Below are 20609 nucleotides of genomic sequence, written 5' to 3' on the forward strand. Positions count from 1 at the left end.
ACGCATATCCTCCCCCGGAGGATATGCTGAGGCATGTCAGATCACCTCCACGCCTCGCATCCTTCCATCATAAAGCGGCTGAAGCGCGCGCAAGGCCACCTTGCGGCGGTGCTGGCCATGATCGAGGCGCATCGCCCTTGCGTTGACCTGGCGCAGCAGCTTCATGCCGTCGAAAAAGCGATCAGCAGCGCCAAGCGCGGGCTGATCAACGACCATATCGAGCACTGCCTGACGGACAGCGTGGAAACCGGCGGCAACTCGCTGGCGGAACTCAAGCAGCTGGCGAAGTATCTATGAATGCCATTGTAGCCCCCATTCTGGAATGGCTCGGGTTCGGCTCGCACGCCGCACATCATCATGGCGATCACGGTTCGCACGGCCACACCCATGGCGTCATCGATGCGACAATTGCCACCACCGACCGGGGCATCTGGGCAATCAAATGGTCGTTTGTGATCCTGGCCATCACCGCGGCATTGCAGATGGTCGTGGTTGCGTTGTCGGGAAGTGTGGCGCTGCTGGCCGACACGATCCACAACATCGGCGACGCGACCACGGCGATCCCGCTATGGATTGCGTTCGTGCTGGCGCGGCGCAAGCCGTCGCGAACCTTCACCTATGGCTTGGGTCGGGTCGAGGATCTGGCCGGCATCATCATCGTGCTCATCATCCTGTTCAGCGCTGTAGTCGCCGCCTACCAAGCCATCGACAGGCTGATCAATCCACAAGTGGTGACACACCTCGGCTGGCTGACTGCGGCGGGCATTGTCGGCTTCCTCGGCAATGAGGCGGTTGCCGTGTTCCGTATCCGCGTCGGCCGCGAAATCAACAGCGCGGCACTGATTGCCGACGGCTACCACGCCCGCACCGACGGACTTACCAGTCTTGCCGTGGTCATCGGAGCCCTCGGCGTCTGGCTCGGTTTTTCCTTGGCCGACCCGATCGTCGGCCTGCTGATCACGATTGCGATCTTCGGTATCGTCTGGCAATCGGCCCGCTCGGTGCTGACCCGCATGCTGGATGGAATCGAACCCGGTGTGATGGATGAAATCCGACATGCCGCCGAGCATGTTCTGGGCGCACGCATTGTCGATGCCAAGGCGCGCTGGATCGGTCATCGATTGCACGCCGACATCGCAATTGCCGCAGACGAAAGCCTGCCGCTGTCGGATGCGAACAAGATCGCAGCAGCGCTGAAGGACGAACTGTCCCAGCATATGCCGGCCTTGGCTGAGGCGAATGTGCGGTTTTCAACCGAACGTGGAGAGAACGACCATCCTCACGAGCACACGCAGGACCATGGCCACATGCACTGACGCTCGCCGATTTTCTGCTAGTCTCGTCCGATGTTCCAGACGCTCGTCGAATTTCAGCGCACGATCTATCTGACGCTCGGCGAACAGATCAAGCTGCTTTCGGCAGGAGGCAATTGGCTGGCGTTCGTGGCCTTCCTGCCGATGGGTGTCGTGTTCGGGGCTGCCCATGCGCTGACGCCGGGTCACAGCAAGGCCGTGCTGGCGACTTATCTTGCCGGTTCGGATGCGAAGGTCTCGCGCGGCCTGCTCGTATCTATCACGCTATCGTTCACGCATGTGACGATTGCCGTTCTGATTGCGGCTCTCTCGCTGCCACTGGTTTCCATAGCATTGGGCAGCGTCGGCCGCGCTCCGCTTCTGGAGCATATCAGTCGCGGATTGCTGGGCCTCATTGGCGTCTGGATTGCTCTGGCGCGCTTTGAGCCACAGCCATCACCACAGGCACGAGGGCGAGGCTGTCGGCGTCATGGCAGGCCTGATCCCATGCCCGCTGACGCTTTTCGCGATGACTTTCGCGATCTCCAGGGGTGTTCCGGTCGCGGGCGTCCTGTTTGCCATCACCATGATGGTCGGCGTGGCGCTGACGCTGTCCTGCGTCGCGGTGTTGTCGATCCTGTTTCGGGAACGGCTTGTACAGTTTTTCGCGCGCCAGCCACGGCTGTTCGAAACCATCTCCCGGACCATCGAGGGCGCCGCCGGTCTCGCCCTTGCCGGCGTCGCTGTCTGGCAGATCACATCAACCTGAGAGAAAATATGGTTTCAGCCACTGCAGGCGTCCGGGCCGGTGCAGCGGTTGGAACGAGCCCAGGCGACGTCGGTCATGTCACATCGATGACGACCATCAGCCCGCCGCCGCCCTTCTCCTCGACATTGTTGTTCGTGGTGTGATGCGGGATGTGGCAATGGATCAGCCATTTGCCCGGACGCTGCGCCTTCCAGATCACGTCGTAGCGCTGACCAGGCCCGACGTTGATCGTATCGGCAAGGAAACGACCGGACGCAGGAATCGTTTCGCCGTCGCGGGCAACGACCTCGAACGGTCCGCCATGGATATGCATCGGATGGATGAAGCCGTTGTTGGTGCCGATGAACCGCACCTTGAGCGTCTCGCCGACCTTCATCGGGATCGTCTCGGTCGAGGGATAGGCCTTGCCGTTGATGGTGAAGAAATTCGGCATGCCGCCGTCCATCGGCATCGACGGGTAGGTCAGCCCTTCCCGCACCAGCCATTCCTGAAGCTCGATGACGTAGTCATGGTCGGCCGCGACCTCGTCGGCGGGATTGGCGGGATCGATGATCAGCGCACCGTAGAGGCCGAGTGCCTGGGTCCGGTCGGGCTTCGCATGGGGGTGGTAGAAATAGGTTCCGTGCTGGGTTGCAGTGAATTCGTATGAATAGGATTGGCCGGTTTCGATCGGCGCCTGCGTGATTTCGGCCGGCCCATCCATCTGGTTCGGCAAGATCAAGCCATGCCAATGCACCGTCGTTTCCTCGGGCAGGCCGTTGGTAACGTTGATCCTGACCCGATCGCCCTGACGAATGTGAATTCGCGGACCGGGAATCTGGCCATTATAGGCATAGGCGTCGACCGCGACGTCCGGCAGGATCTGCCAGCGGACCACTGAAGGCCTGAGCTCGAACACCTTGATGCCGTTCTCCATCCGAAAAGGCAGTTCCTGGTCGCCCCTTGCCGTCAGGCCATAAGAGGCGGCCACGAGGCGTGGATCGGTAGCGGCCATGTCGCGCATCGTATCGGCCGGCGTGTCGCGATCCATGATCATGCCTTGCGGCATGATCACCCCGCCAACGTCGCGTGCCGACAGCGTCAGGTTCAGCCAGTTCGCAGGCGCGACCATGCCGATGGCGAGCGCCAGCAGGGAGACGGCACCCAGGGCAGCGACCTGCGGCGTCGTGGCATCTGTCTCCATGTGATGGCCGCCGCCTTTGCCTTTGTGGGAAGCCATATTGTGGCGCTGTCCGCGATGGCCACTGGCGTCGGCCTGCTGCATTTGCATCTGCGCATGTTGCCTCGTTCCAGGCTGCTCTCGACCATCGATGCCGGCTGCCTGCGCGCGCTGTGTCATCAACCCATGCTTCAAGCCGCGGGCGACCAGCCAGACATTGGCCGGGTAGGCAAGCGCAAAGCCGGCGATGACGCCGATCGACATCACGCCCCAGAACAACAGCTCCGTCGGTTCCATCGCGCGCATGTCGCGGCCCATCATCAGAAAACTCATGACCGGCGCCATGCCGGCCATCATGAAGTTCATCGAGATGAACTCGGGCAGGAAGCTCTTGCGTACGTTCTCCCGATAGGTGCCGCCCATCATCGATTTCATGAACAGCGACTGGAAGATGAACAGGCCGAAGGCAAAGCCGGCGAGATATTCGACGATCAGGTCGATCCACATCGGCAGGCCAAGCGCCGCCGTGATGGCGGCGGCAAGAATGATGCCGGTGGCATCGCCGGCGACGCAGTGGATGGTGGAGCCGACGCCCTGCTTCCAGAGCGGCCGGGTGAAGAGTTCATGCTCGCCCGGCCGGGGCTCCTTGTCGGCGAGCACGTAGAGCAGCAAGCCGAGCGGACCCATATAGAGGGTGACCAGGATGAAGCCCCATTTCATCACCACCGGCTCGGGATTGTTGCGATATTGGTCGAAGCCGACATAAAGCCTCGAAGCCAGCGCCAGCGCGAACCAGACGACGAGGAAATAATCGATCGGTTGGATAAGCATCAGGATGAGCCCTTGACCTGCCGCCGCACGTGCCCACGCGGCTTGTTATGCAACTCCTAATGGCAACAAACGCGGCTGGCGCGCTTATGATCCGTGCCGGCCGTACGCCGCACGGGCGGCCTATTTTTCGTTGTAACCGACTGATCTGATGACGCCTGCCCGCAGCCCATTTCCGGAACTTTCAGTCTTATCATTGCGGCTCTCCCCTAGTGGGGTTGTCATGAGGCTTCCCATCACGGGAAGGTCAAGGGCTTTTGAGCCAGCTCAAATCATCGCTGCTGTGCCGAGGCAGCACATCGAAATTTGCCTCTTGACCTTCCCATGATGGGAACCTTTATGTCGTGTGGCAACTGCCCGGTTGGAGCTGCAAACCCATGACTGCCGTCACTCCTCGAATCCCAGACGAGCCTGTTTCCGCTCCCGCGATTCAGATTGGCACCGAGGGGCATGACCTTGCGCCTCCTGTGTCGCCCGCCCGAAAAGGCGCTGAAGACGGGTGGCATGACGTGACCGAGGCCAATGTCAATCTGGCTACGGAGCGTGCCACCTGAGCTATACCGCGTGCCGACGCGCGTGACCTTAATCTCGGAGACAACACATGAATCGACGCAGTTTTCTGGCGGCAGGCGCTGCCACGGTTCTCGCTAGTCCGCGCGCCATCGCCCAGATGAAGATGGACGAGATGCCCGGCATGGATATGGGGCAGGCGGGCCACGACATGGGCGCGGCGCCAAAAAGCGCAGCCATGCTGCCTGAGGGCCAGGCGTTGCGCGAGTTACAGCTGCTAGTCAATGAAGCCGATACGCCCCGCCTGTTCAGAGCGAACCTCACGGCTGAACCCGCCATGGTTCGCTTTGCAGCGGGGCTCGACACGCCAATCCTTGGGTACAATGGCATGAGCCCGGGGCCATTGATCGAGGTGACTGAAGGCGACCGTGTCGAGATTGCATTCACGAACCGAATTCCTGAAGAGACGAGCACCATCCATTGGCATGGCATGCCGGTTCCGGCTGACCAGGATGGCAATCCGATGGACCCCGTTGCGACGGGCACGGAGCGCACCTACAGCTTCGAACTGCCCGAAGGAAGCGCGGGGTCCTACTGGTATCATCCGCATCCGCACGGCAAGACGGCCGAGCAGGTCTATCGCGGGCTTGCCGGCGCGTTCGTGGTCAAGCCGAAGGCGGACCCGATCCCGGCCGAGTATGGCGACACTGTGCTGGTGTTCACAGACCTTCGCCTTGCCGCCGACGGCACCATGCCGGACAACACCATGGTCGATTTGATGAACGGGCGCGTCGGCGATCACGTGCTGGTCAACGGACAGAAAAATCCCGCCCTATCGGTCCCGTTTGGAACAAAGCGGCGATTTCGGTTCTACAACGCGACCAACGCGCGCTTTTTGCGGCTCTCCTTCGACGGCGCACCCATGACGATCATCGGCACCGATGGCGGTCTGCTGGAGGCGCCGGTGGCAGCCAAGGACGTCCTGCTCAGCCCGGCGGAACGCCTTGAACTGATCGTCTCGTTTGAGAAGCCCGGCCCCGTCACCCTGAACACGCTCGACTACGATCGCGGCTGGATGGGCGCAGGCCGCCCCGCCGATGCAGGCCAGACATTGCTTACGGTTAATGTTTCGGACACGCCTGCAGAGACGTTTCCTCCGCTGCCGGAAAGGCTTCGACCAATTGCACAACTTGGCACCCCTGCTGTCAGCCGGCGTTTCGTGTTCACCGAAACGATGACGATGGGCGCGACGGATATGCAGATGGGATTCCTGATCAACGGCGCGGCGTTCGACATGGGCCGCATCGACGTGGTGTCAAAAACAGGACAGGTCGAGCTCTGGGAAATCGTCAACAAGGCCGACATGGACCATCCGTTCCATGTGCACGGGACGCAGTTCCAGGTGGTCGAGCACGAACGTCGTGGGCAGGTCTCGAAACCGGCCTATCTCGCCTGGAAGGACACGGTCAACGTGGCACGCGGCGAAACGGTGCGGCTTTTGCTGCGCCAGGATCGCCCCGGGCGGAGGATGTATCATTGCCACATCCTGGAGCACGAGCAGCTCGGCATGATGGGCATCGTCGACGTGCAGGCCTAGTCGGTCGTTCGACGTGGCTGCACTGGCAATCTATGGCGTCCTGTTCACCAGCGCATTCCTCGCCGCAACGATCTTGCCGTTCTCGTCGGAAGTTGTGCTCGCCGGCTTGATCGCCGGCGGCCGTGGCGATCCGGTGCTGCTTTGTGCGATCGCCACGATCGGCAACACGCTCGGCTCGGTGGTGAACTGGATGCTGGGGCGTGGCATCGACATGCTCCAGTCCAGGCGATGGTTTCCCGTCACTCGTGAACGATACGAGCGGGCGAGCCGGACCTTTCGCCGCTTTGGTGCGTTCTTGCTCCTGTTCGCCTGGCTGCCGGTCGTCGGGGACGCCTTCACCGTCGCGGCAGGCGCGGCCCGCATCCATCTCGGCGTATTCGTGATGCTTGTCGCATTGGGCAAGGCTGCACGATATGCGGTGATCGTCGCAGGAGGATTGTGGGTGCTAATATAGTTCTCGATGCTCGCCATCGACCAAAGGGCAGATCCCCCGAGCATCACCACTCGTCGAATAGGCACGGAGCCAAGCAAGGCAGAGAGGCCGTCCGCCGGTCTTGTCCCGAACCGGCGTACAGGATCAGTGCAGGATCTGCGACAGGAACAGCTTCGTGCGCTCATGGCGCGGGTGGTCGAAGAACTCGGACGGCGTGTTCTGCTCGACGATCTGACCCTGATCCATGAAGATCACCCGGTTGGCGACTTTGCGCGCAAAGCCCATTTCGTGGGTGACGCAGAGCATGGTCATGCCTTCCTCGGCCAGCCCGACCATCGTCTCCAGCACTTCCTTGATCATTTCCGGATCGAGAGCCGAGGTCGGCTCGTCGAAAAGCATGATGCGCGGGTTCATGCACAGCGAGCGGGCGATCGCCACGCGCTGTTGCTGGCCGCCGGAAAGCTGGCCGGGATATTTGTTGGCCTGTTCCGGGATCTTGACGCGCTTGAGGAAATGCATGGCGATTTCCTCGGCCTGCTTCCGCGGCATCTTGCGCACCCAGATCGGCGCCAGCGTGCAATTTTCCAGAATGGTCAGATGCGGGAACAGGTTGAAGTGCTGGAACACCATGCCGACCTCGCGGCGCACCTCGTCGATCTTCTTCAGATCGTTGGTCAGTTCCTTGCCGTCGACTATGATCTTGCCCTTCTGGTGTTCCTCCAGCCGGTTGATGCAGCGGATCATCGTCGATTTGCCGGAGCCCGACGGGCCGCAGATGACGATCCGCTCGCCGCGCATCACCTTTAGATTGATGTCCTTCAGCACATGGAATTCGCCGTACCATTTGTGCATGGCAATGATGTCGATGGCGACATCGGTGGTGGAAATGTGCATCTTGGCGGCATTGACCTTGATCTCTTCCGCGCTGACGGCGTTTTCTATGACCATGACAAGGTCCCCTTTTTAGCGTTTGTGGCCGGTGTCGAGACGGCGTTCCGTATACATTGAATAGCGCGACATGCCGAAGCAGAACAGCCAGAAGATGAAGGCCGCGAACACCAGGCCGGATCTGGCCGTCTGCGGCGTCGCCCAATTGGCGTCGGAGAAGTTCTGCTTGACGATGCCGAGGAGGTCGAACATCGAGATGACGATGACCAGGCTGGTGTCCTTGAACATGCCGATGAAGGTGTTGACGATGCCGGGAATGACCAGCTTCAGCGCCTGCGGCATGACGACCAGACCCATCTTCTGCCAGTAGCTGAGGCCGAGCGAATCGGCGCCCTCATACTGGCCTTTGGGGATCGCCTGCAGGCCGCCGCGCACCACTTCGGCCATGTAGGCGGCGGCAAACAGCGACACGCCGATCAGCGCGCGCAGGAACTTGTCGAAGCTGACGCCGGCCGGCAGGAACAGCGGCAGCATGACGCTGGCAAAGAACAGCACGGTAATCAGCGGGATGCCGCGTACCGTCTCGATGAAGACCACGCACAGCAGCTTGACGATCGGCATGTTCGAGCGCCGGCCGAGCGCCAGCACGATGCCGATCGGCAGCGACACGGCTATGCCGACGAAGGACAGGCTGAGCGTCACCAGCAGCCCACCCCAACGCGACGTCTCGACATGCGGCAGGCCGAACATGCCGCCGACCAGCAGAACGAAGGCGACGATCGGCAGCGCCAGGAAGAGAAGAATGGCGTTCAGCCCTTTGCGCGGTACGCGCGGGATGAGCAATGGTACCAGCAGTGCCACGAACAGGATGGCCACAACGATCGGCCGCCAACGCTCCTCGATAGGATAGGTGCCGAACATGAACTGGCCGAACTTGGCGTTGACGAATGCCCAGCAAGCACCGGTCCAGCCATCCGGCTGGATGCCGCCTTGCGCCACGGTGGCGCAGACCGAGCGGTCCGGTCCGATCCACTGGGCGTTGATGAAGGCCCAATTGACGATCTGCGGCAGGATCATAGCGACCAGCGCGATGCCGACGATCGTGAGGATGGTGTCGCCCGTGGTGGCAATCAGGTTCTTGCGGATCCAGGCGGTGAGGCCACGCTCGCTCGACGGCGCCGGCTGCGCCAGCACCATCTCCGTCCGCACCCAGGACATGTCGTGTTCCTGCATGGCCCTACCTCTCCACCAGCGCCATCCTGGCATTGACGACGTTCATGATCGCCGACGTGATCAGGCTGAGCGCGAGATAGACAGCCATCATGATCACCACGCCTTCGACCGCCTGCCCGGTCTGGTTCAAGACAGTGCCAGCGGTCGCCGTCAGGTCCGGATAGCCGATGGCGATGGCGAGCGAAGAGTTCTTGGTCAGGTTGAGATACTGGCTGGTCAGCGGCGGGATAACGATGCGCATCGCCTGCGGCACGACGACAAGCCTGAGGATCGATCCCGAGCGCAGCCCGAGTGCCGCGGCCGCCTCGGTCTGGCCCGTGCTGACGCCCCTGATGCCGGCGCGCACAATCTCGGCGATGAAGGCGGCCGTATAGCAGGACAACGCCAGATAAAGTGACAGGAACTCCGGCCTGACCTGAAAGCCGCCGACCAGGTTGAAGGTCGATTGTTTCGGGAATTCGAAGCTCAACGGAAAGCCGCTCAACGCGTAGGCCAGCAGCGGCAGGCCGACGATCAACGCTATGGATGTCCAGAGCACCGGGAACGGCTGACCCGTCGCCATCTGCCGCTGTCGCGCCTTGCGGGCAACGAACCAGGCCATAGCGATGCCGAGGAGCAGAGCGACCAGGATCAGCCAGGAGCCGTCGCCCCAAATAGCGCGCGGAAAATAGAAGCCGCGCTGGTTGAGAAAGGAGCCGAACGGCAAATTGATGCTCTCGCGCGGCGGCGGCAGCACCGCAAGCACGCCGGAATACCAGAAGAAGATGACCAGCAGCGGCGGGATGTTGCGAAACACCTCGACATAGACCGTGCAGATCTTCCTGATCAGCCAGTTGCGCGACAGTCGGCCGATGCCGACGATGAAACCGATGATGGTGGCGGTGATGATGCCGACGACGGCCACGATCACGGTGTTGATGAAGCCGACCAGGATGGCTCGGAAATAAGTCGAATCTGACGAATAAGCGATGGCACTTTCGCTGATGTCGAAACCGGCGCGGCCCTTGAGAAAGCCGAAGCCGGAGGCGATGTGCAAGCGTGTCAGATTGACGATGACGTTGTGGGTAACCCACCAGACTCCCGCTACCAGCAGGACGAGGACCACTGCCTGAAAGAATATACCGCGGACGCGAGGATCATTGATGAAGGAACCGCGGCTTGGCTCCTCGCGAAGAACTTCCTGCGATGCCATTCGACAGTCCCCTGGAAAGAGAGACCGGAAGGCAGACGATCTGCCTTCCGTATCCATTGTCGATCAGCGGATCGGCGGAGCGTATTGCAGGCCACCCTTGGTCCACAGCGCGTTGATGCCGCGCGCGATCTTCAGCGGGCTGCCGGAGCCGACATTGCGCTCGAACATCTCGCCGTAATTGCCGACGGCCTTGACGATGTTAACGACCCAGTCATTGGAGACACCGAGATCGGTGCCGATCTTAGTGTCGGCTTCCTGGCCGAGCACGCGCTTGATCTCGGGACTGTCCGAGTTCTTCATCTCGTCGACATTGGCCTTGGTGATGCCGAGCTCCTCGGCGTCGAGCAGCGCGAAATAGGTCCACTTGACGATGTGGTACCACTGGTCGTCGCCCTGGCGCACGGCCGGCCCAAGCGGTTCCTTGGAGATGATCTCAGGCAACACGACATGGTCGGCCGGCGCGCCGAGGGTCAGGCGGATACCATAGAGGCCCGACTGGTCGGTGGTGTAGACGTCGCAGCGGCCGGCATCATAGGCGGCGTTGACCTCTTCCAGCTTTTCGAAGACGACCGGGTTGTACTCCATCTTGTTCGACTTGAAATAGTCGGCAAGGTTGAGCTCGGTCGTGGTGCCGCTCTGCACGCACACCGCCGCGCCCGAAAGCTGCAGCGCCGAGTTCACGCCCGGAAGCTTCTTGGCGTTGATCATGAAGCCCTGGCCGTCATAATAAGTCGTGCCGATGAAGTTCAGGCCGAGTGCGGTGTCGCGATTGATGGTCCAGGTGGTGTTGCGCGACAGGATGTCGATCTCGCCCGACTGCAGAGCGGTAAACCGCTCCTTGGCGCTGAGCGGCGTAAACTTCACCTTGGTGCCATCGCCGAACACGGCGGCCGCCACAGCGCGACAGAAGTCCGCGTCGATGCCTTGCCACTCACCCTTGTCGTCCGGCGCCGAGAAGCCGGCCAGACCGGTCGAGACGCCGCATTGGATGAAGCCCTTCGCCTTGACATCGTCGAGCGTGGCCGCCGAAGCCGCCGAAGCCGCGAATCCAAACGCGGCGGCGCCCAAAACGCCGATTGCAATGTGTTTCATGACCCACAGACCCTTTTCTGTTTTTTCCAGGCGAACCTGACTTTTCCCGTGTGAACGCAGCTATGTATCCCGGCCCATTACCGGAATCCCGCATCGTAATCGACGCGCTGCCTCCCATTCACGAACAACATCGAAGGCGATTATTCCTGTGAGGTCAAGGGAAATGACCGAATTCGAAAGACTTTGAAAACCAACCGCCTGAAATGCCTGAAATTGCAGACAAACGCGCCCGCAAATTGGTCAGCGCGCCAATAAAGCCGGCAAAGTCCGACCGTGACTTGCCAAGCACAGCTGGCAGCCGTCCAGAAGAACTACGGCGCATTGCTGAATTGGCATATTCAAGAGCTTGGCCTGGCGAGTGCGCTGCGGTTGCGCGGCCAATGCCGCCGCACTATGGCTAACGACCAATCCATGGGACGAAAAGCAATGGCAAAAGACGGCAGCGAGATGGGCATCAACACGCGGCTCGCCCATTCCGGCAACAACCCGCATGACTATTTCGGCTTCGTCAATCCGCCGGTGGTGCATGCCTCGACCGTGCTCTATCCCAACGCAGCGACGATGGCTTCACGCAGCCAGAAATACACCTACGGCACGCGCGGCACGCCGACCACCGATGCGCTGAATAGCGCGATCGATGCGCTGGAAGGCTCCGCCGGCACGGTCGCGGTGCCGTCCGGCCTGGCGGCGGTGACGTTGCCGCTGCTCGCCTTCCTGTCGGCCGGCGATCATCTGCTGATCGTCGATTCCGTCTATCATCCGACCCGTAACCTCGCCGACATGATGCTGAAGCGGCTGGGCATCGAGGTCGAGTATTACGAACCGCGCATCGGCGCCGGCATCGCGGCGCTGATCAAGCCCAACACCAGGGTGGTGTTCACCGAATCGCCGGCCTCCAACACTTTCGAGGTGCAGGACATACCGGCCATCGCCAAGGCAGCACATGCCGCCAGCGCCATCGTCATGATGGACAATACCTGGGCGACGCCGCTCTACTTTCGCCCCCTCGACCATGGCGTCGACATCTCGATCCACGCGGCGACGAAATACCCGGCCGGCCATTCCGACGTGCTGCTCGGTACGGTGTCGGCCAATGCGGACTGCTGGAAGCAGCTTTTCGAGACGTTCAACACGATGGGCTGCTGCGCCGGGCCTGACGACGTCTACCAGGTGCTGCGCGGCCTGCGCACGATGGGTGTGCGGCTGGAGCGCCATCAAAAGAGCGCGCTTGCCCTCGCCGGCTGGCTGGAGGGTCAGCCGGGCGTAGCGCAGGTGCTGCATCCGGGGCTGCCCAGCCATCCCGACCACGCGATGTGGAAGCGCGATTTTTGCGGATCGAGCGGCATCTTCTCGATCGTTCTTGCAGGCGGCGGACAGAAGCAGCAGCACGCCTTCCTCGACGCGTTGAAGTTTTTCGGCCTCGGCTATTCCTGGGGCGGCTATGAGAGCCTTGCCGTGCCGGTATTCCTGGGCGACCGCACTGTCGCCAAAGGCCCGTATGACGGGCCGCTAGTGCGTCTGCAGATCGGGCTCGAGGATGTCGAGGATTTGAAAGCCGACCTGGCGCGCGGGCTGGCGGCGGCCGCTGAGGCCTGAGCCAGCACCTTTCCAGGCTGAGTCAGGAAATCGACGTAACAGCCTGGAAAACTTGCGATCCTGAGCGATGTCATGCGACCGATCAGCCGATGAAAACGGTGTCTACAAAATAGAGGCGGCGGTGCGGTGAAGGCGGTAGAACAGCCTATGCCAGTCCTTGACACTGATTGAGGCTGGCCGGCGGAATCGGTCGGGAACCTTTTGTCGGCTGATGCATCCAATGTCGCGATGAGAAGCCTATCAGGAGATCGGCCATGCCTGCTGCGTTGACGGCAACGCCCGCCGCTTCTGGCGACATGCAGCTTGTCGGCCGCGCGCTGGCACGTGATGGCGATGCATTCCGTACCATCATCAAGACGCACAACCAAAGGCTCTACCGCATCGCCCGCGGCGTCGTGCGTAACGACAGCGAGGCCGAGGACATCGTCCAGGAGGCCTATGTCAGCGCCTTTGCCCATCTCGAGTCCTTTCGCGGCGATGCCTCACTCGCCACGTGGCTGTCGCGTATCGTCATCAACGAAGCGCTCGGCCGCTTGCGCAAAAGGCGGCGAATGGTAGCGATGCCCGAAAACCCGCAAGCCGAAATCATCCGGTTTCCCCTCAACCCGAGCGACGATCCGGAGCGGACGATGGCGCAACGGCAGATCCTTGAGCTTGTCGAACGGGCAACCGACAGTCTTCCCGATGTCTACCGGATGGTGTTCGTGGCGCGAGTCATCGAGGGATTGAGCATCGAGGAGACCGCTGAACTGCTTGGCGTGCGACCAGAAACCATCAAGACCCGGCTCCACCGCGCCCGTGTGCTAGTGCGCAAAGCGCTGGACGACCAGATCGGGCCGGTGCTGCTCGACGCCTTTCCGTTCGCCGGCCGGCGCTGCGAGCGGCTGACCAATGCCGTGATGCAGCGGCTTGGTCTTTCCGGATAGGCCGCGCCGATTTTCGCGGGAACGTTTGGCGGCGACCTGCATCCAATGAGCATCACTGAAAACGAAGCCCGATGCCGTTCCGCGTCGGGGCGAAGGAGAGCATCATGTTTATTCGATCGACCGCGGCACTGACCGCATTTCTCCTGCTTAGCGCAGCACCCTTGTCGCAAGCTGCCGACAAGCCGACCGATCCGCAGATCGCACATATCGCCTACACAGCCGGCGTGCTTGACGTCGAGGCGGCCAAGCAGGCGCTGAAGAAATCGAAGAACAAGGAGGTCGTGGATTTCGCCAAGGACATGCTGCGAGATCACGAAGCGGTCAACAAACAGGCTCTCGACCTGGTCAAGAAGCTCAAGGTCACGCCTGAGGACAATCCGACCAGCAAGGCGCTGACCAAGGCGGCGGCCGAGGAACGTGCCAAGCTTGCCAAGCTCAAGGGCGCAGCGTTCGACAAGGCCTATGTCGCCAATGAAGTGGCCTACCACAAGCAGGTCGACGGCGCGCTCGAAACACTGCTGATCCCGTCGGCCAGCAATGCCGAGCTGAAGAGCCTGCTGGAAACCGGCCTGAAAATATTCCAGGGCCACGAACAGCACGCCGAACACGTCGCCGGCATGCTGAAGTGAGGATTGAGCCAATGATGTCGAGGCGGCATCTGTGGGTTGCGCTGGCGCTGACCATCGGCGCCGCGCCGGCCAAGGCCGAAACCATCGAGGTGACGATCGAGAAGCTTGTGTTTTCGCCGGCAAAGATCGAGGCGAAGGTCGGCGACACGATCAAGTGGGTGAACAAGGACGTGTTCGCCCACACGGCAACCGTCAACGGCGGCTGGGAAGTGATGATCCCGCCGAAGAAGGCGGCGAGCCTGACGGTGAAGAAGGCGGAATCGGTCGATTATTTCTGCCGCTTCCATCCGAACATGAGAGGCCATCTCACGGTGACGTCGCCCTGACTGGCTACTGCATGTCGCGCAAAAGTGTGCAGCGGTTTTGCGATAACGACATGTATAAAAAGAGCCTGAAGTGCGTCGCATGCGGCCGGTCGAATGCGACGCGTTTTAGGCCGCCAGCCACGCCGTCCCGACAAGAAGCGTGACCAGCGTCAACGGCAGGCCGACCTTGAAGAAGGCGATGAAGCCCAGCGGTTTGCCGGAGACCCGCGCGTGCTCGGCGACAATCAGGTTGGCGACCGAGCCGAGCAGCGTGAAATTGCCCGCTAGCGTCGAGCTCATGGCGACGACCAGCCAGGCCCGCTCGGGATCTTCCAGTCCGGGCACGAACGGCTTCAGCGCCAGCACGGCCGGGACATTGCTCATGATGTTGGACAGCACTGCGGTGAAGCCGGACAGTCGCCAGACATCATTCAGCCCGAGGTCTTTTGCCCAAGCGACGATGTCGGGCGTAAGCAATGTCTTCTCCGCCCCGGCGACGACGATGAACAGCCCGGCGAACATGAACAGCAGCGGCCCATCGATCTCGCGATAGATGCGCTCAGGCTTGATGGCGCGGGTCAGCAACAGAATCGCGCCGCCGATCAGCGCTGCCTTGGCGACCGGAACGCCGGCAAAGAAGGCGATCGCCAAACCGATACAGACGACCACCGCCTTCAGCACCTGCCCCGGCAGCATGCGGCCGCGATAGACTTCGGGGCTGAGCTCGGCCTTGCGTGAAAATTCAGTGCGGTAGACGATGCGGATGATAACGATGACGGCGACGAGGCCGAACGCCGCGACCGGCGCAAGCGCCGCCGAGAAGGCCGGATAGGAAATCCCCGACAGGGCGCCGATGACCATGTTCTGCGGATTGCCGGTGATGGTGGCGACACTGCCGCAATTGGATGCGGTCGCCGTGGCGATCAGGTAGGGAACCGGGTTGCGGTTGATGACGCGGGTGACATGGACGACGATCGGCGCCATGACCAGGCAGATGGCATCATTGACCAGGAATGCCGACAGGACGCCGGTCAACAGCGTCACCATCACCAGCAGCATGAACGGCGCATGCGCATGCTCGATGGCGAACCCGCCGAGCGCGCGAAAGGCGCCCGACACTTTCAGATGCGCCACGACGATCATCATGCCGAGCAGAAGCGTGATGGTGTCGAAGCTGATGGCGCGGTAGGCGTCTTCCATATCGAGGGCGCCGATGGCGATCATCGCCGCACCGCCGAGCAGCGCGATGCCTGCCCGGTCGAGGCGCAGCCCGGGTATCCTGCCGATGGCGACGCCGGCATAGGTCAGGACCAGGATCAGCAATGCCGCCGCGCCCATCGCTGTCATGTGTCGGAAATCCTGTGCGACTGGCGAGTGAACCTGTCCGGAATGGACCTGGAAATATTGGCGATCCCGACAGGGTTCGAACCTGTGACCATCGGCTTAGAAGGCCGGTGCTCTATCCAGCTGAGCTACGGGACCGCTGGCCGGCCGCGTGACCGGCGGATTGTGCCGGCAGGGCCGGTATGGATCAATGCGTCCAGGGCGTCCTGCGGTCATAGCGGAAATTCTCCGCATAGGAAATCTGGCGGCGCTTGATTTCCTTCGGCTCCTCGACGCGGAAAGCCAGCCCTTCCTTCTCGGCATAGGCGACCGCCTCTTCTCTTGTGTCGAAGGTCAGCCTGATCTGGCTTCGCATGTCGCCGGACGTGGTGTAGCCCATCAGCGGATCGATCTTCTTGCGCTGCTCAGGATCGAATTCCAGCACCCAATAGCCGGTCTTGGCCTTGCCGGACTGCATCGCGGTTTTGGCTGGGCTGAAAATGCGGACTGACATGACCACCTCATTGCTGGTTGCAAGCACACGACCCCGAGACCGGATTACTGTTCTCTGGCCATGCACTAGCCCGTCATTACTGCGCAATGCCGCCGGCAGCAAGGCCGATGGCTTTTTACGCTTGCTTTGGCGGGCTGAAATCACTAGGCAACAGACCGTTCGGAGTGTAGCGCAGCCTGGTAGCGCATCTGGTTTGGGACCAGAGGGTCGGGAGTTCGAATCTCTCCACTCCGACCATTCATCAAGCAAATCTCGTCGGCAGGGCAAGCGGATCGCGCTCTAGCGTGTCTCCATCCCCGGTCATGGTTAAGCGACGGACGGACAGCACGAGCCCGCGCTGCCCGTCCGACATGTAAGCCGTCAGCCCTGGATGAAGGCCAGCAGATCCGGATTGATGATCTCCGGGTGGGTGGTGCACATGCCGTGCGGCAGGCCCTTGTAGACCTTGAGCGTGCCGTGCTTCACCAGCTTGGCCGCAAGCAGCGCGGAATCGGCGATCGGTACGATCTGGTCGTCGTCGCCATGCATGATCAGGACGGGAACCTCGATCTTTTTGAGGTCGTCGGTGAAATCGGTCTCCGAGAATGCCTTGATGCAGTCGTAATGGGCCTTGGCTCCGCCCATCATGCCCTGGCGCCACCAATTGTCGACGGCGCCTTGCGAGACCTTGGCGCCCTCGCGGTTGAAGCCATAGAACGGGCCGGCCGGCACATCCCTGTAGAACTGGGCGCGGTTAGCGGCCAGAGCCGCGCGAAAGCCGTCGAAGACTTCGATCGGCAAGCCGCCGGGGTCGCTGTCGGTCTTGACCATAATCGGCGGCACGGCGCCGATCAGCACCGCCTTGGCAACACGGCCGCCGCCGCCATAAAGCGCGACGTAACGCGCCACCTCGCCGCCACCGGTCGAGTGGCCAATGTGGATCGCATCCCTGAGATCGAGATGCGCCGCCAGCGCCGCAACATCGGCGGCGTAGGTATCCATCTCGTTGCCGGTCGCGGTCTGCGACGAGCGGCCGTGGCCGCGGCGGTCGTGTGCGATGACGCGATACCCCTTTTCGAGGAAGAACAGCATCTGGTTGTCCCAGTCGTCGGCGCTCAGCGGCCAGCCGTGATGGAACACGATCGGCTGGCCCTTGCCCCAATCCTTGTAGAAAATCTCGGTGCCGTCATGGGTGGTGAATGTGCTCATTTTCGTAGTCCTTGATCCGAAAATTGGAGTTGCAGTCAGAGGTTTTGCTCCTTCGGCTAGACAAATATTGAAGCACCGTCATTATGGGATTGGCAAAACGGACATCGGGCATGGCAAAACTGACAAATGAGCGTCGCACGTAAATCGGTCGAGATCGGCCTTGTCCTGTACCCCGGCGTTCAGGAAGCAGCCGTGCTCGGCTTGACCGATCTTTTCATGCTGGCCAACCGGCTGGCGGCCGATCGGTCGCTGGACGCGTTGAGGCTTCGCGTCAGCCATTGGCAATTGGAGAACGCCGGCCAGACTGTAGTCCGCACCTTCGACAGCGACCCCGACGCCGACAATGAACCAGCCATGGCTATCATCCCGCCGACCTTGGGAGATCCGATCGCTCGGGAAGCAGCCGCGCCCTATGCCGGCTGGCTCAGGGACCGTCATGCGGCAGGGGCGACGCTCGGTTCGGTCTGCGCCGGCGCCTTCGTGCTTGCCGAGACCGGCCTGTTGTCCGGTCGCGCGGCGACAACGCACTGGGCCTATCGCGACGCGCTGGCGCTACGCTTTCCAGGCATCCTGCTCGACGCCGACAGGCTGGTCATCGACGATGGCGACATCATCACCGCGGGCGGCTACATGGCCTGGACCGACCTCGGCCTGAAGCTGGTGGACAGGGTGCTCGGGCCGACCGTTATGATGGACACGGCGCGTTTCATGCTGGTCGATCCGCCGGGCCGCGAGCAACGTTTTTACAGCCCGTTCGCGCCACGGCTGACCCATGGCGACGAAGCGATCCTCAAGGTGCAGCACTGGCTGCAGGCGAACGGCGCGCGTGACGTGACGCTCGGCGCCATGGCAGAGCAAGCCGGGCTGGAGGAGCGGACTTTCCTGCGGCGCTTCCGCAACGCCACCGGCCTCAAGCCGACCGAATATTGCCAGCACCTGCGCGTCGGCAAGGCGCGCGAGATGCTGGAAACCACGATGCGATCGATCGACCAGATCGCCTGGGAGGTCGGCTATGACGATCCCGGCTCCTTCCGCAAAGTATTCGCCAGGATAACCGGGCTTGTGCCCGGCGACTATCGCAAGCGCTTCGGCACGGAACGCGCCGCCCTGTCGGACGGCGGGAACTGAACGTGGCAGCGGTGGCGGCTCGACCCGGGCAGCAAAGCAAAATCGCGCCTATGGTCCTTGCCTTGCTTCCTTAGAGAGCGCTTTCGATATCGGTCCTCGAAAAATCGTCGCCGACATAAAGCAGGCGGCAGGCATGTTCCTTCGCCACTTCATAGGCGAAGCAGTCACCGAAATTGAGCGCGGCCGAGTGAATGCCCTTACCCCATTTTGCGTAGGCCTCGGCAATGCGACGCGCAGAGGCCGGCGTCACTGCCGCGATTTCGAAACCAAGCCCGTCGATCAGGCCGGACAGCTCTTCGCCGACATTTCGCCGCGACGCGACGATCAGCGCTTCTGCCACGGTGCCGGCGGAAATCAGAATTTCGTCTTCGGCCTCGAGCGCCGCGATGCAGACATCAGCCTCCGGCTCGTCAAGAACGATCGCCATCAGCGCCGAGGTATCGACCACGATCATTCAGGCAGGCCATCATCGCCGTAGAGGAAATCCTGGCTTCGCGCGGCAGATGGCCCGGCCTTCGCCCTCGCGGCGCCGGATGCGCGCATCGCCTCCAGCAACGCCCGACGGCTTTTCCTGTCCGGCACTGCCTTGACGGGAACTAGGCGCACGGCCGCATGACCGTGACGGGTCAGAATGATCTCGTCACCTGCCTCGGCACGACGCACCAATTCGGTCAGCTGTCCCTTGGCGTCTGTAACGGATACCTGCATGAGCCGCTCCTCTATGGACCATCCTCTGGTCCATATTTCAGTGAAAATAGACCATTCAATGGTCCATTACAACGGCCAAAGGTAAGCTCGCCGGGAAGAGAACCCCAACCGCCTCAACTCCCGGCGAGCCTACAACCTGATTTGATACGCAATCAGGACCGGGGTTAGCCGGCAAGGCTGATGTTGCAAGACAGATGCCAGCACTGGTTTCCCGAAATGGGACACCAGGCCATCGAGTGAGACTACGTGAACGCACCTTCCCCAGCCCAGTCAAAGACTATTAGCCGTAGTTCTTCAAGCGCACCTTGCAGCATTTCTGGAGATGCGTGGCGCTCCTCTCGGGCACCCCATTTTGTGGCACTTTTAGGATCCAGCTCCGACGCCACAATGGTTACGTTGCCGTGGACGTCTGGCAAATCGAGCCACATCTGAGCGCGACTATTACCATTCTTGTCGTAAACCCAGATAGAACGGACATCATCGTCGCGATATTTAGTGGCGACTCGTATTCCGTACCGTTTTGCCCACGCCATCAGAAACGGATCAATGATGTCGTATGAACTGAATTCAGATGCCATTTTGTATGCCGTCCCCTAAATCTCGAACTCGCCCTGCCCTTCGTCCATGGCGCTGACGGTCTCGGCGGCGAGCGCCCGCGTGATCGGCGTCTTGCGCTCGAGCGCGGTACGGTCGAGCCGTTCGACCACCCGCATGGCAGTGGCCAGCGAGCGCTCGATGCGGCGCACCAGATATTGCACGACATGCGGCTCGACCTCGACCTGTCGATCGGCGAACAGCTTTGTGATGACGCCGGCCAGCAGAAGATCGTCGGGCTCGTGGATCTCGACGGTCGCCGCGGCCTTGAGCCGCGACGCCAGGTCGGGCAGCCTGACGCCCCAGGCGGAGGGAAAGCGGCGCGCCGTCAACAGCAAGGTCGAGCCGGCGCCGCGCACCGCATTGATCAGGTGGAACAGGCCATGTTCGTCGACCGGGCCGGCATCGACATCGTCGATCAGGGCCGGGCGCGCGCCGAGATTTTCGATGCAGTCGCCGATGCGGCCCGCCTCCACTTTCACCGCACCGGCGCGGGTCCGCCAGATCGAGGCCAGGTGGGTTTTCCCCGAGCCGGCCGGCCCGGCCAGCACAACGACCGGCGAGGGCCAGTCCGGCCAGCGGTCGACAAGCGCAGCGGCCTGGCTGTTGGTGCTGGAGACGACGAGTTCGTCGCGCGAATAGCCGGTGCCGTGGCCTAGATCGAGCGGCAATTGACGCGGCGGATCGATCTTGTCCGGCATATGG

General features: G+C 61.8%; 21 protein-coding genes, 2 tRNA genes and 1 pseudogene. 11 read left to right on the forward strand and 13 right to left on the reverse strand.

Annotated features, from left to right (window positions below; translation table 11 throughout):
* Positions 1–33: 33 nt before the first annotated feature.
* The 3 genes and pseudogenes from NKG60_RS20625 (at position 34) to NKG60_RS32300 (ending at position 2061) form a co-directional block, all read left to right on the forward strand.
* The gene (locus tag NKG60_RS20625) at positions 34–297 is read left to right on the forward strand and encodes a metal-sensing transcriptional repressor (protein WP_352867392.1); all 264 of its coding nucleotides are present in this window, start codon (positions 34–36) and stop codon (positions 295–297) included.
* On the forward strand, positions 294–1316 hold the full coding sequence (locus tag NKG60_RS20630) for a cation diffusion facilitator family transporter (RefSeq protein WP_502911903.1): 1023 nt from the start codon (positions 294–296) through the stop codon (positions 1314–1316). The genes NKG60_RS20625 and NKG60_RS20630 overlap by 4 nt, the downstream gene beginning before the upstream one ends.
* Positions 1317–1346: 30 nt before the next feature.
* Positions 1347–2061: pseudogene (locus NKG60_RS32300) on the forward strand (HoxN/HupN/NixA family nickel/cobalt transporter).
* A 73-nt stretch (positions 2062–2134) separates the two neighbouring features.
* On the opposite strand, the gene NKG60_RS20645 reads toward NKG60_RS32300, so the two are convergent.
* Positions 2135–4051 (reverse strand): multicopper oxidase domain-containing protein, encoded by a 1917-nt coding sequence (locus NKG60_RS20645; protein ID WP_352975418.1) that lies wholly within the window; start codon positions 4049–4051, stop codon positions 2135–2137.
* A 667-nt stretch (positions 4052–4718) separates the two neighbouring features.
* On the opposite strand from NKG60_RS20645, the gene NKG60_RS20650 reads away from it, so the two are divergent.
* Both NKG60_RS20650 and NKG60_RS20655 read left to right on the forward strand, forming a co-directional pair.
* Positions 4719–6155 carry a multicopper oxidase family protein gene (locus NKG60_RS20650; RefSeq protein ID WP_352975419.1) on the forward strand — a complete coding sequence of 479 codons (1437 nt, stop codon included), beginning with the start codon at positions 4719–4721 and terminating at the stop codon, positions 6153–6155.
* Between the two features lie 13 nt (positions 6156–6168).
* Positions 6169–6609, forward strand: coding sequence for a YqaA family protein (locus NKG60_RS20655; protein WP_352867384.1), 441 nt, complete (start codon positions 6169–6171; stop codon positions 6607–6609).
* A 123-nt stretch (positions 6610–6732) separates the two neighbouring features.
* Here NKG60_RS20655 and NKG60_RS20660 read toward each other — a convergent pair whose 3' ends face one another.
* The 4 genes from NKG60_RS20660 to NKG60_RS20675 all read right to left on the reverse strand — a co-directional run bounded on the left by NKG60_RS20660 (position 6733) and on the right by NKG60_RS20675 (position 10993).
* Positions 6733–7482 (reverse strand): amino acid ABC transporter ATP-binding protein, encoded by a 750-nt coding sequence (locus tag NKG60_RS20660; RefSeq protein WP_502911905.1) that lies wholly within the window; start codon positions 7480–7482, stop codon positions 6733–6735.
* A gap of 69 nt (positions 7483–7551) precedes the next feature.
* Positions 7552–8709: an amino acid ABC transporter permease gene (locus NKG60_RS20665; RefSeq protein WP_352867378.1), complete on the reverse strand. Its 1158-nt coding sequence runs from the start codon at positions 8707–8709 to the stop codon at positions 7552–7554.
* 4 nt (positions 8710–8713) lie between these two features.
* Positions 8714–9901 carry an amino acid ABC transporter permease gene (locus NKG60_RS20670; protein ID WP_352867375.1) on the reverse strand — a complete coding sequence of 396 codons (1188 nt, stop codon included), beginning with the start codon at positions 9899–9901 and terminating at the stop codon, positions 8714–8716.
* 63 nt (positions 9902–9964) lie between these two features.
* Complete coding sequence (locus tag NKG60_RS20675) at positions 9965–10993, reverse strand: amino acid ABC transporter substrate-binding protein (RefSeq protein ID WP_254820740.1); 1029 nt, start codon at positions 10991–10993, stop codon at positions 9965–9967.
* A 426-nt stretch (positions 10994–11419) separates the two neighbouring features.
* Here NKG60_RS20675 and NKG60_RS20680 point away from each other — a divergent pair, with 426 nt between their 5' ends.
* From NKG60_RS20680 to NKG60_RS20695, 4 genes are all read left to right on the forward strand, one after another.
* On the forward strand, positions 11420–12589 hold the full coding sequence (locus NKG60_RS20680) for a cystathionine beta-lyase (protein ID WP_352867373.1): 1170 nt from the start codon (positions 11420–11422) through the stop codon (positions 12587–12589).
* Positions 12590–12843: 254 nt separating this feature from the next.
* On the forward strand, positions 12844–13515 hold the full coding sequence (locus NKG60_RS20685; protein ID WP_352867371.1) for an RNA polymerase sigma factor: 672 nt from the start codon (positions 12844–12846) through the stop codon (positions 13513–13515).
* Between the two features lie 104 nt (positions 13516–13619).
* A complete protein-coding gene (locus NKG60_RS20690) occupies positions 13620–14144 on the forward strand; it encodes a DUF4142 domain-containing protein (RefSeq protein ID WP_352975420.1) in 525 nt (174 codons plus the stop codon).
* 14 nt (positions 14145–14158) lie between these two features.
* On the forward strand, positions 14159–14470 hold the full coding sequence (locus tag NKG60_RS20695; RefSeq protein ID WP_352975457.1) for a cupredoxin domain-containing protein: 312 nt from the start codon (positions 14159–14161) through the stop codon (positions 14468–14470).
* 105 nt (positions 14471–14575) lie between these two features.
* Here NKG60_RS20695 and NKG60_RS20700 read toward each other — a convergent pair whose 3' ends face one another.
* From NKG60_RS20700 to NKG60_RS20710, 3 genes are all read right to left on the reverse strand, one after another.
* A complete protein-coding gene (locus NKG60_RS20700; protein ID WP_352975423.1) occupies positions 14576–15796 on the reverse strand; it encodes an anion transporter in 1221 nt (406 codons plus the stop codon).
* Positions 15797–15854: 58 nt separating this feature from the next.
* Positions 15855–15931: transfer RNA gene (locus NKG60_RS20705), tRNA-Arg, on the reverse strand.
* Positions 15932–15980: 49 nt separating this feature from the next.
* A complete protein-coding gene (locus NKG60_RS20710; protein WP_352670180.1) occupies positions 15981–16286 on the reverse strand; it encodes an ETC complex I subunit in 306 nt (101 codons plus the stop codon).
* Between the two features lie 160 nt (positions 16287–16446).
* Between NKG60_RS20710 and NKG60_RS20715 the strand changes: the two genes are divergently transcribed.
* Positions 16447–16523, forward strand: a tRNA-Pro gene (locus NKG60_RS20715).
* A gap of 123 nt (positions 16524–16646) precedes the next feature.
* On the opposite strand, the gene NKG60_RS20720 is transcribed toward NKG60_RS20715, so the two are convergent.
* The gene (locus NKG60_RS20720; protein WP_352975425.1) at positions 16647–17474 is read right to left on the reverse strand and encodes an alpha/beta fold hydrolase; all 828 of its coding nucleotides are present in this window, start codon (positions 17472–17474) and stop codon (positions 16647–16649) included.
* 126 nt (positions 17475–17600) lie between these two features.
* Here NKG60_RS20720 and NKG60_RS20725 point away from each other — a divergent pair, with 126 nt between their 5' ends.
* The gene (locus tag NKG60_RS20725; protein ID WP_352867362.1) at positions 17601–18602 is read left to right on the forward strand and encodes a GlxA family transcriptional regulator; all 1002 of its coding nucleotides are present in this window, start codon (positions 17601–17603) and stop codon (positions 18600–18602) included.
* Between the two features lie 70 nt (positions 18603–18672).
* Here the strand turns inward: NKG60_RS20725 and NKG60_RS20730 are convergent, their stop codons facing one another.
* The 4 genes from NKG60_RS20730 to hdaA form a co-directional block, all read right to left on the reverse strand.
* A complete protein-coding gene (locus NKG60_RS20730) occupies positions 18673–19056 on the reverse strand; it encodes a type II toxin-antitoxin system VapC family toxin (protein ID WP_352670188.1) in 384 nt (127 codons plus the stop codon).
* Complete coding sequence (locus tag NKG60_RS20735) at positions 19053–19310, reverse strand: type II toxin-antitoxin system Phd/YefM family antitoxin (protein ID WP_095483249.1); 258 nt, start codon at positions 19308–19310, stop codon at positions 19053–19055. The genes NKG60_RS20730 and NKG60_RS20735 overlap by 4 nt, the downstream gene beginning before the upstream one ends.
* A 242-nt stretch (positions 19311–19552) precedes the next feature.
* Complete coding sequence (locus NKG60_RS20740; protein ID WP_352867357.1) at positions 19553–19888, reverse strand: hypothetical protein; 336 nt, start codon at positions 19886–19888, stop codon at positions 19553–19555.
* A gap of 15 nt (positions 19889–19903) precedes the next feature.
* Complete coding sequence (hdaA, locus tag NKG60_RS20745) at positions 19904–20605, reverse strand: DnaA regulatory inactivator HdaA (RefSeq protein ID WP_352670194.1); 702 nt, start codon at positions 20603–20605, stop codon at positions 19904–19906.
* Between the last annotated feature and the right edge of the window lie 4 nt (positions 20606–20609).

This window comes from Mesorhizobium sp. M1428 (assembly GCF_040317515.1).
Lineage (GTDB): Bacteria > Pseudomonadota > Alphaproteobacteria > Rhizobiales > Rhizobiaceae > Mesorhizobium.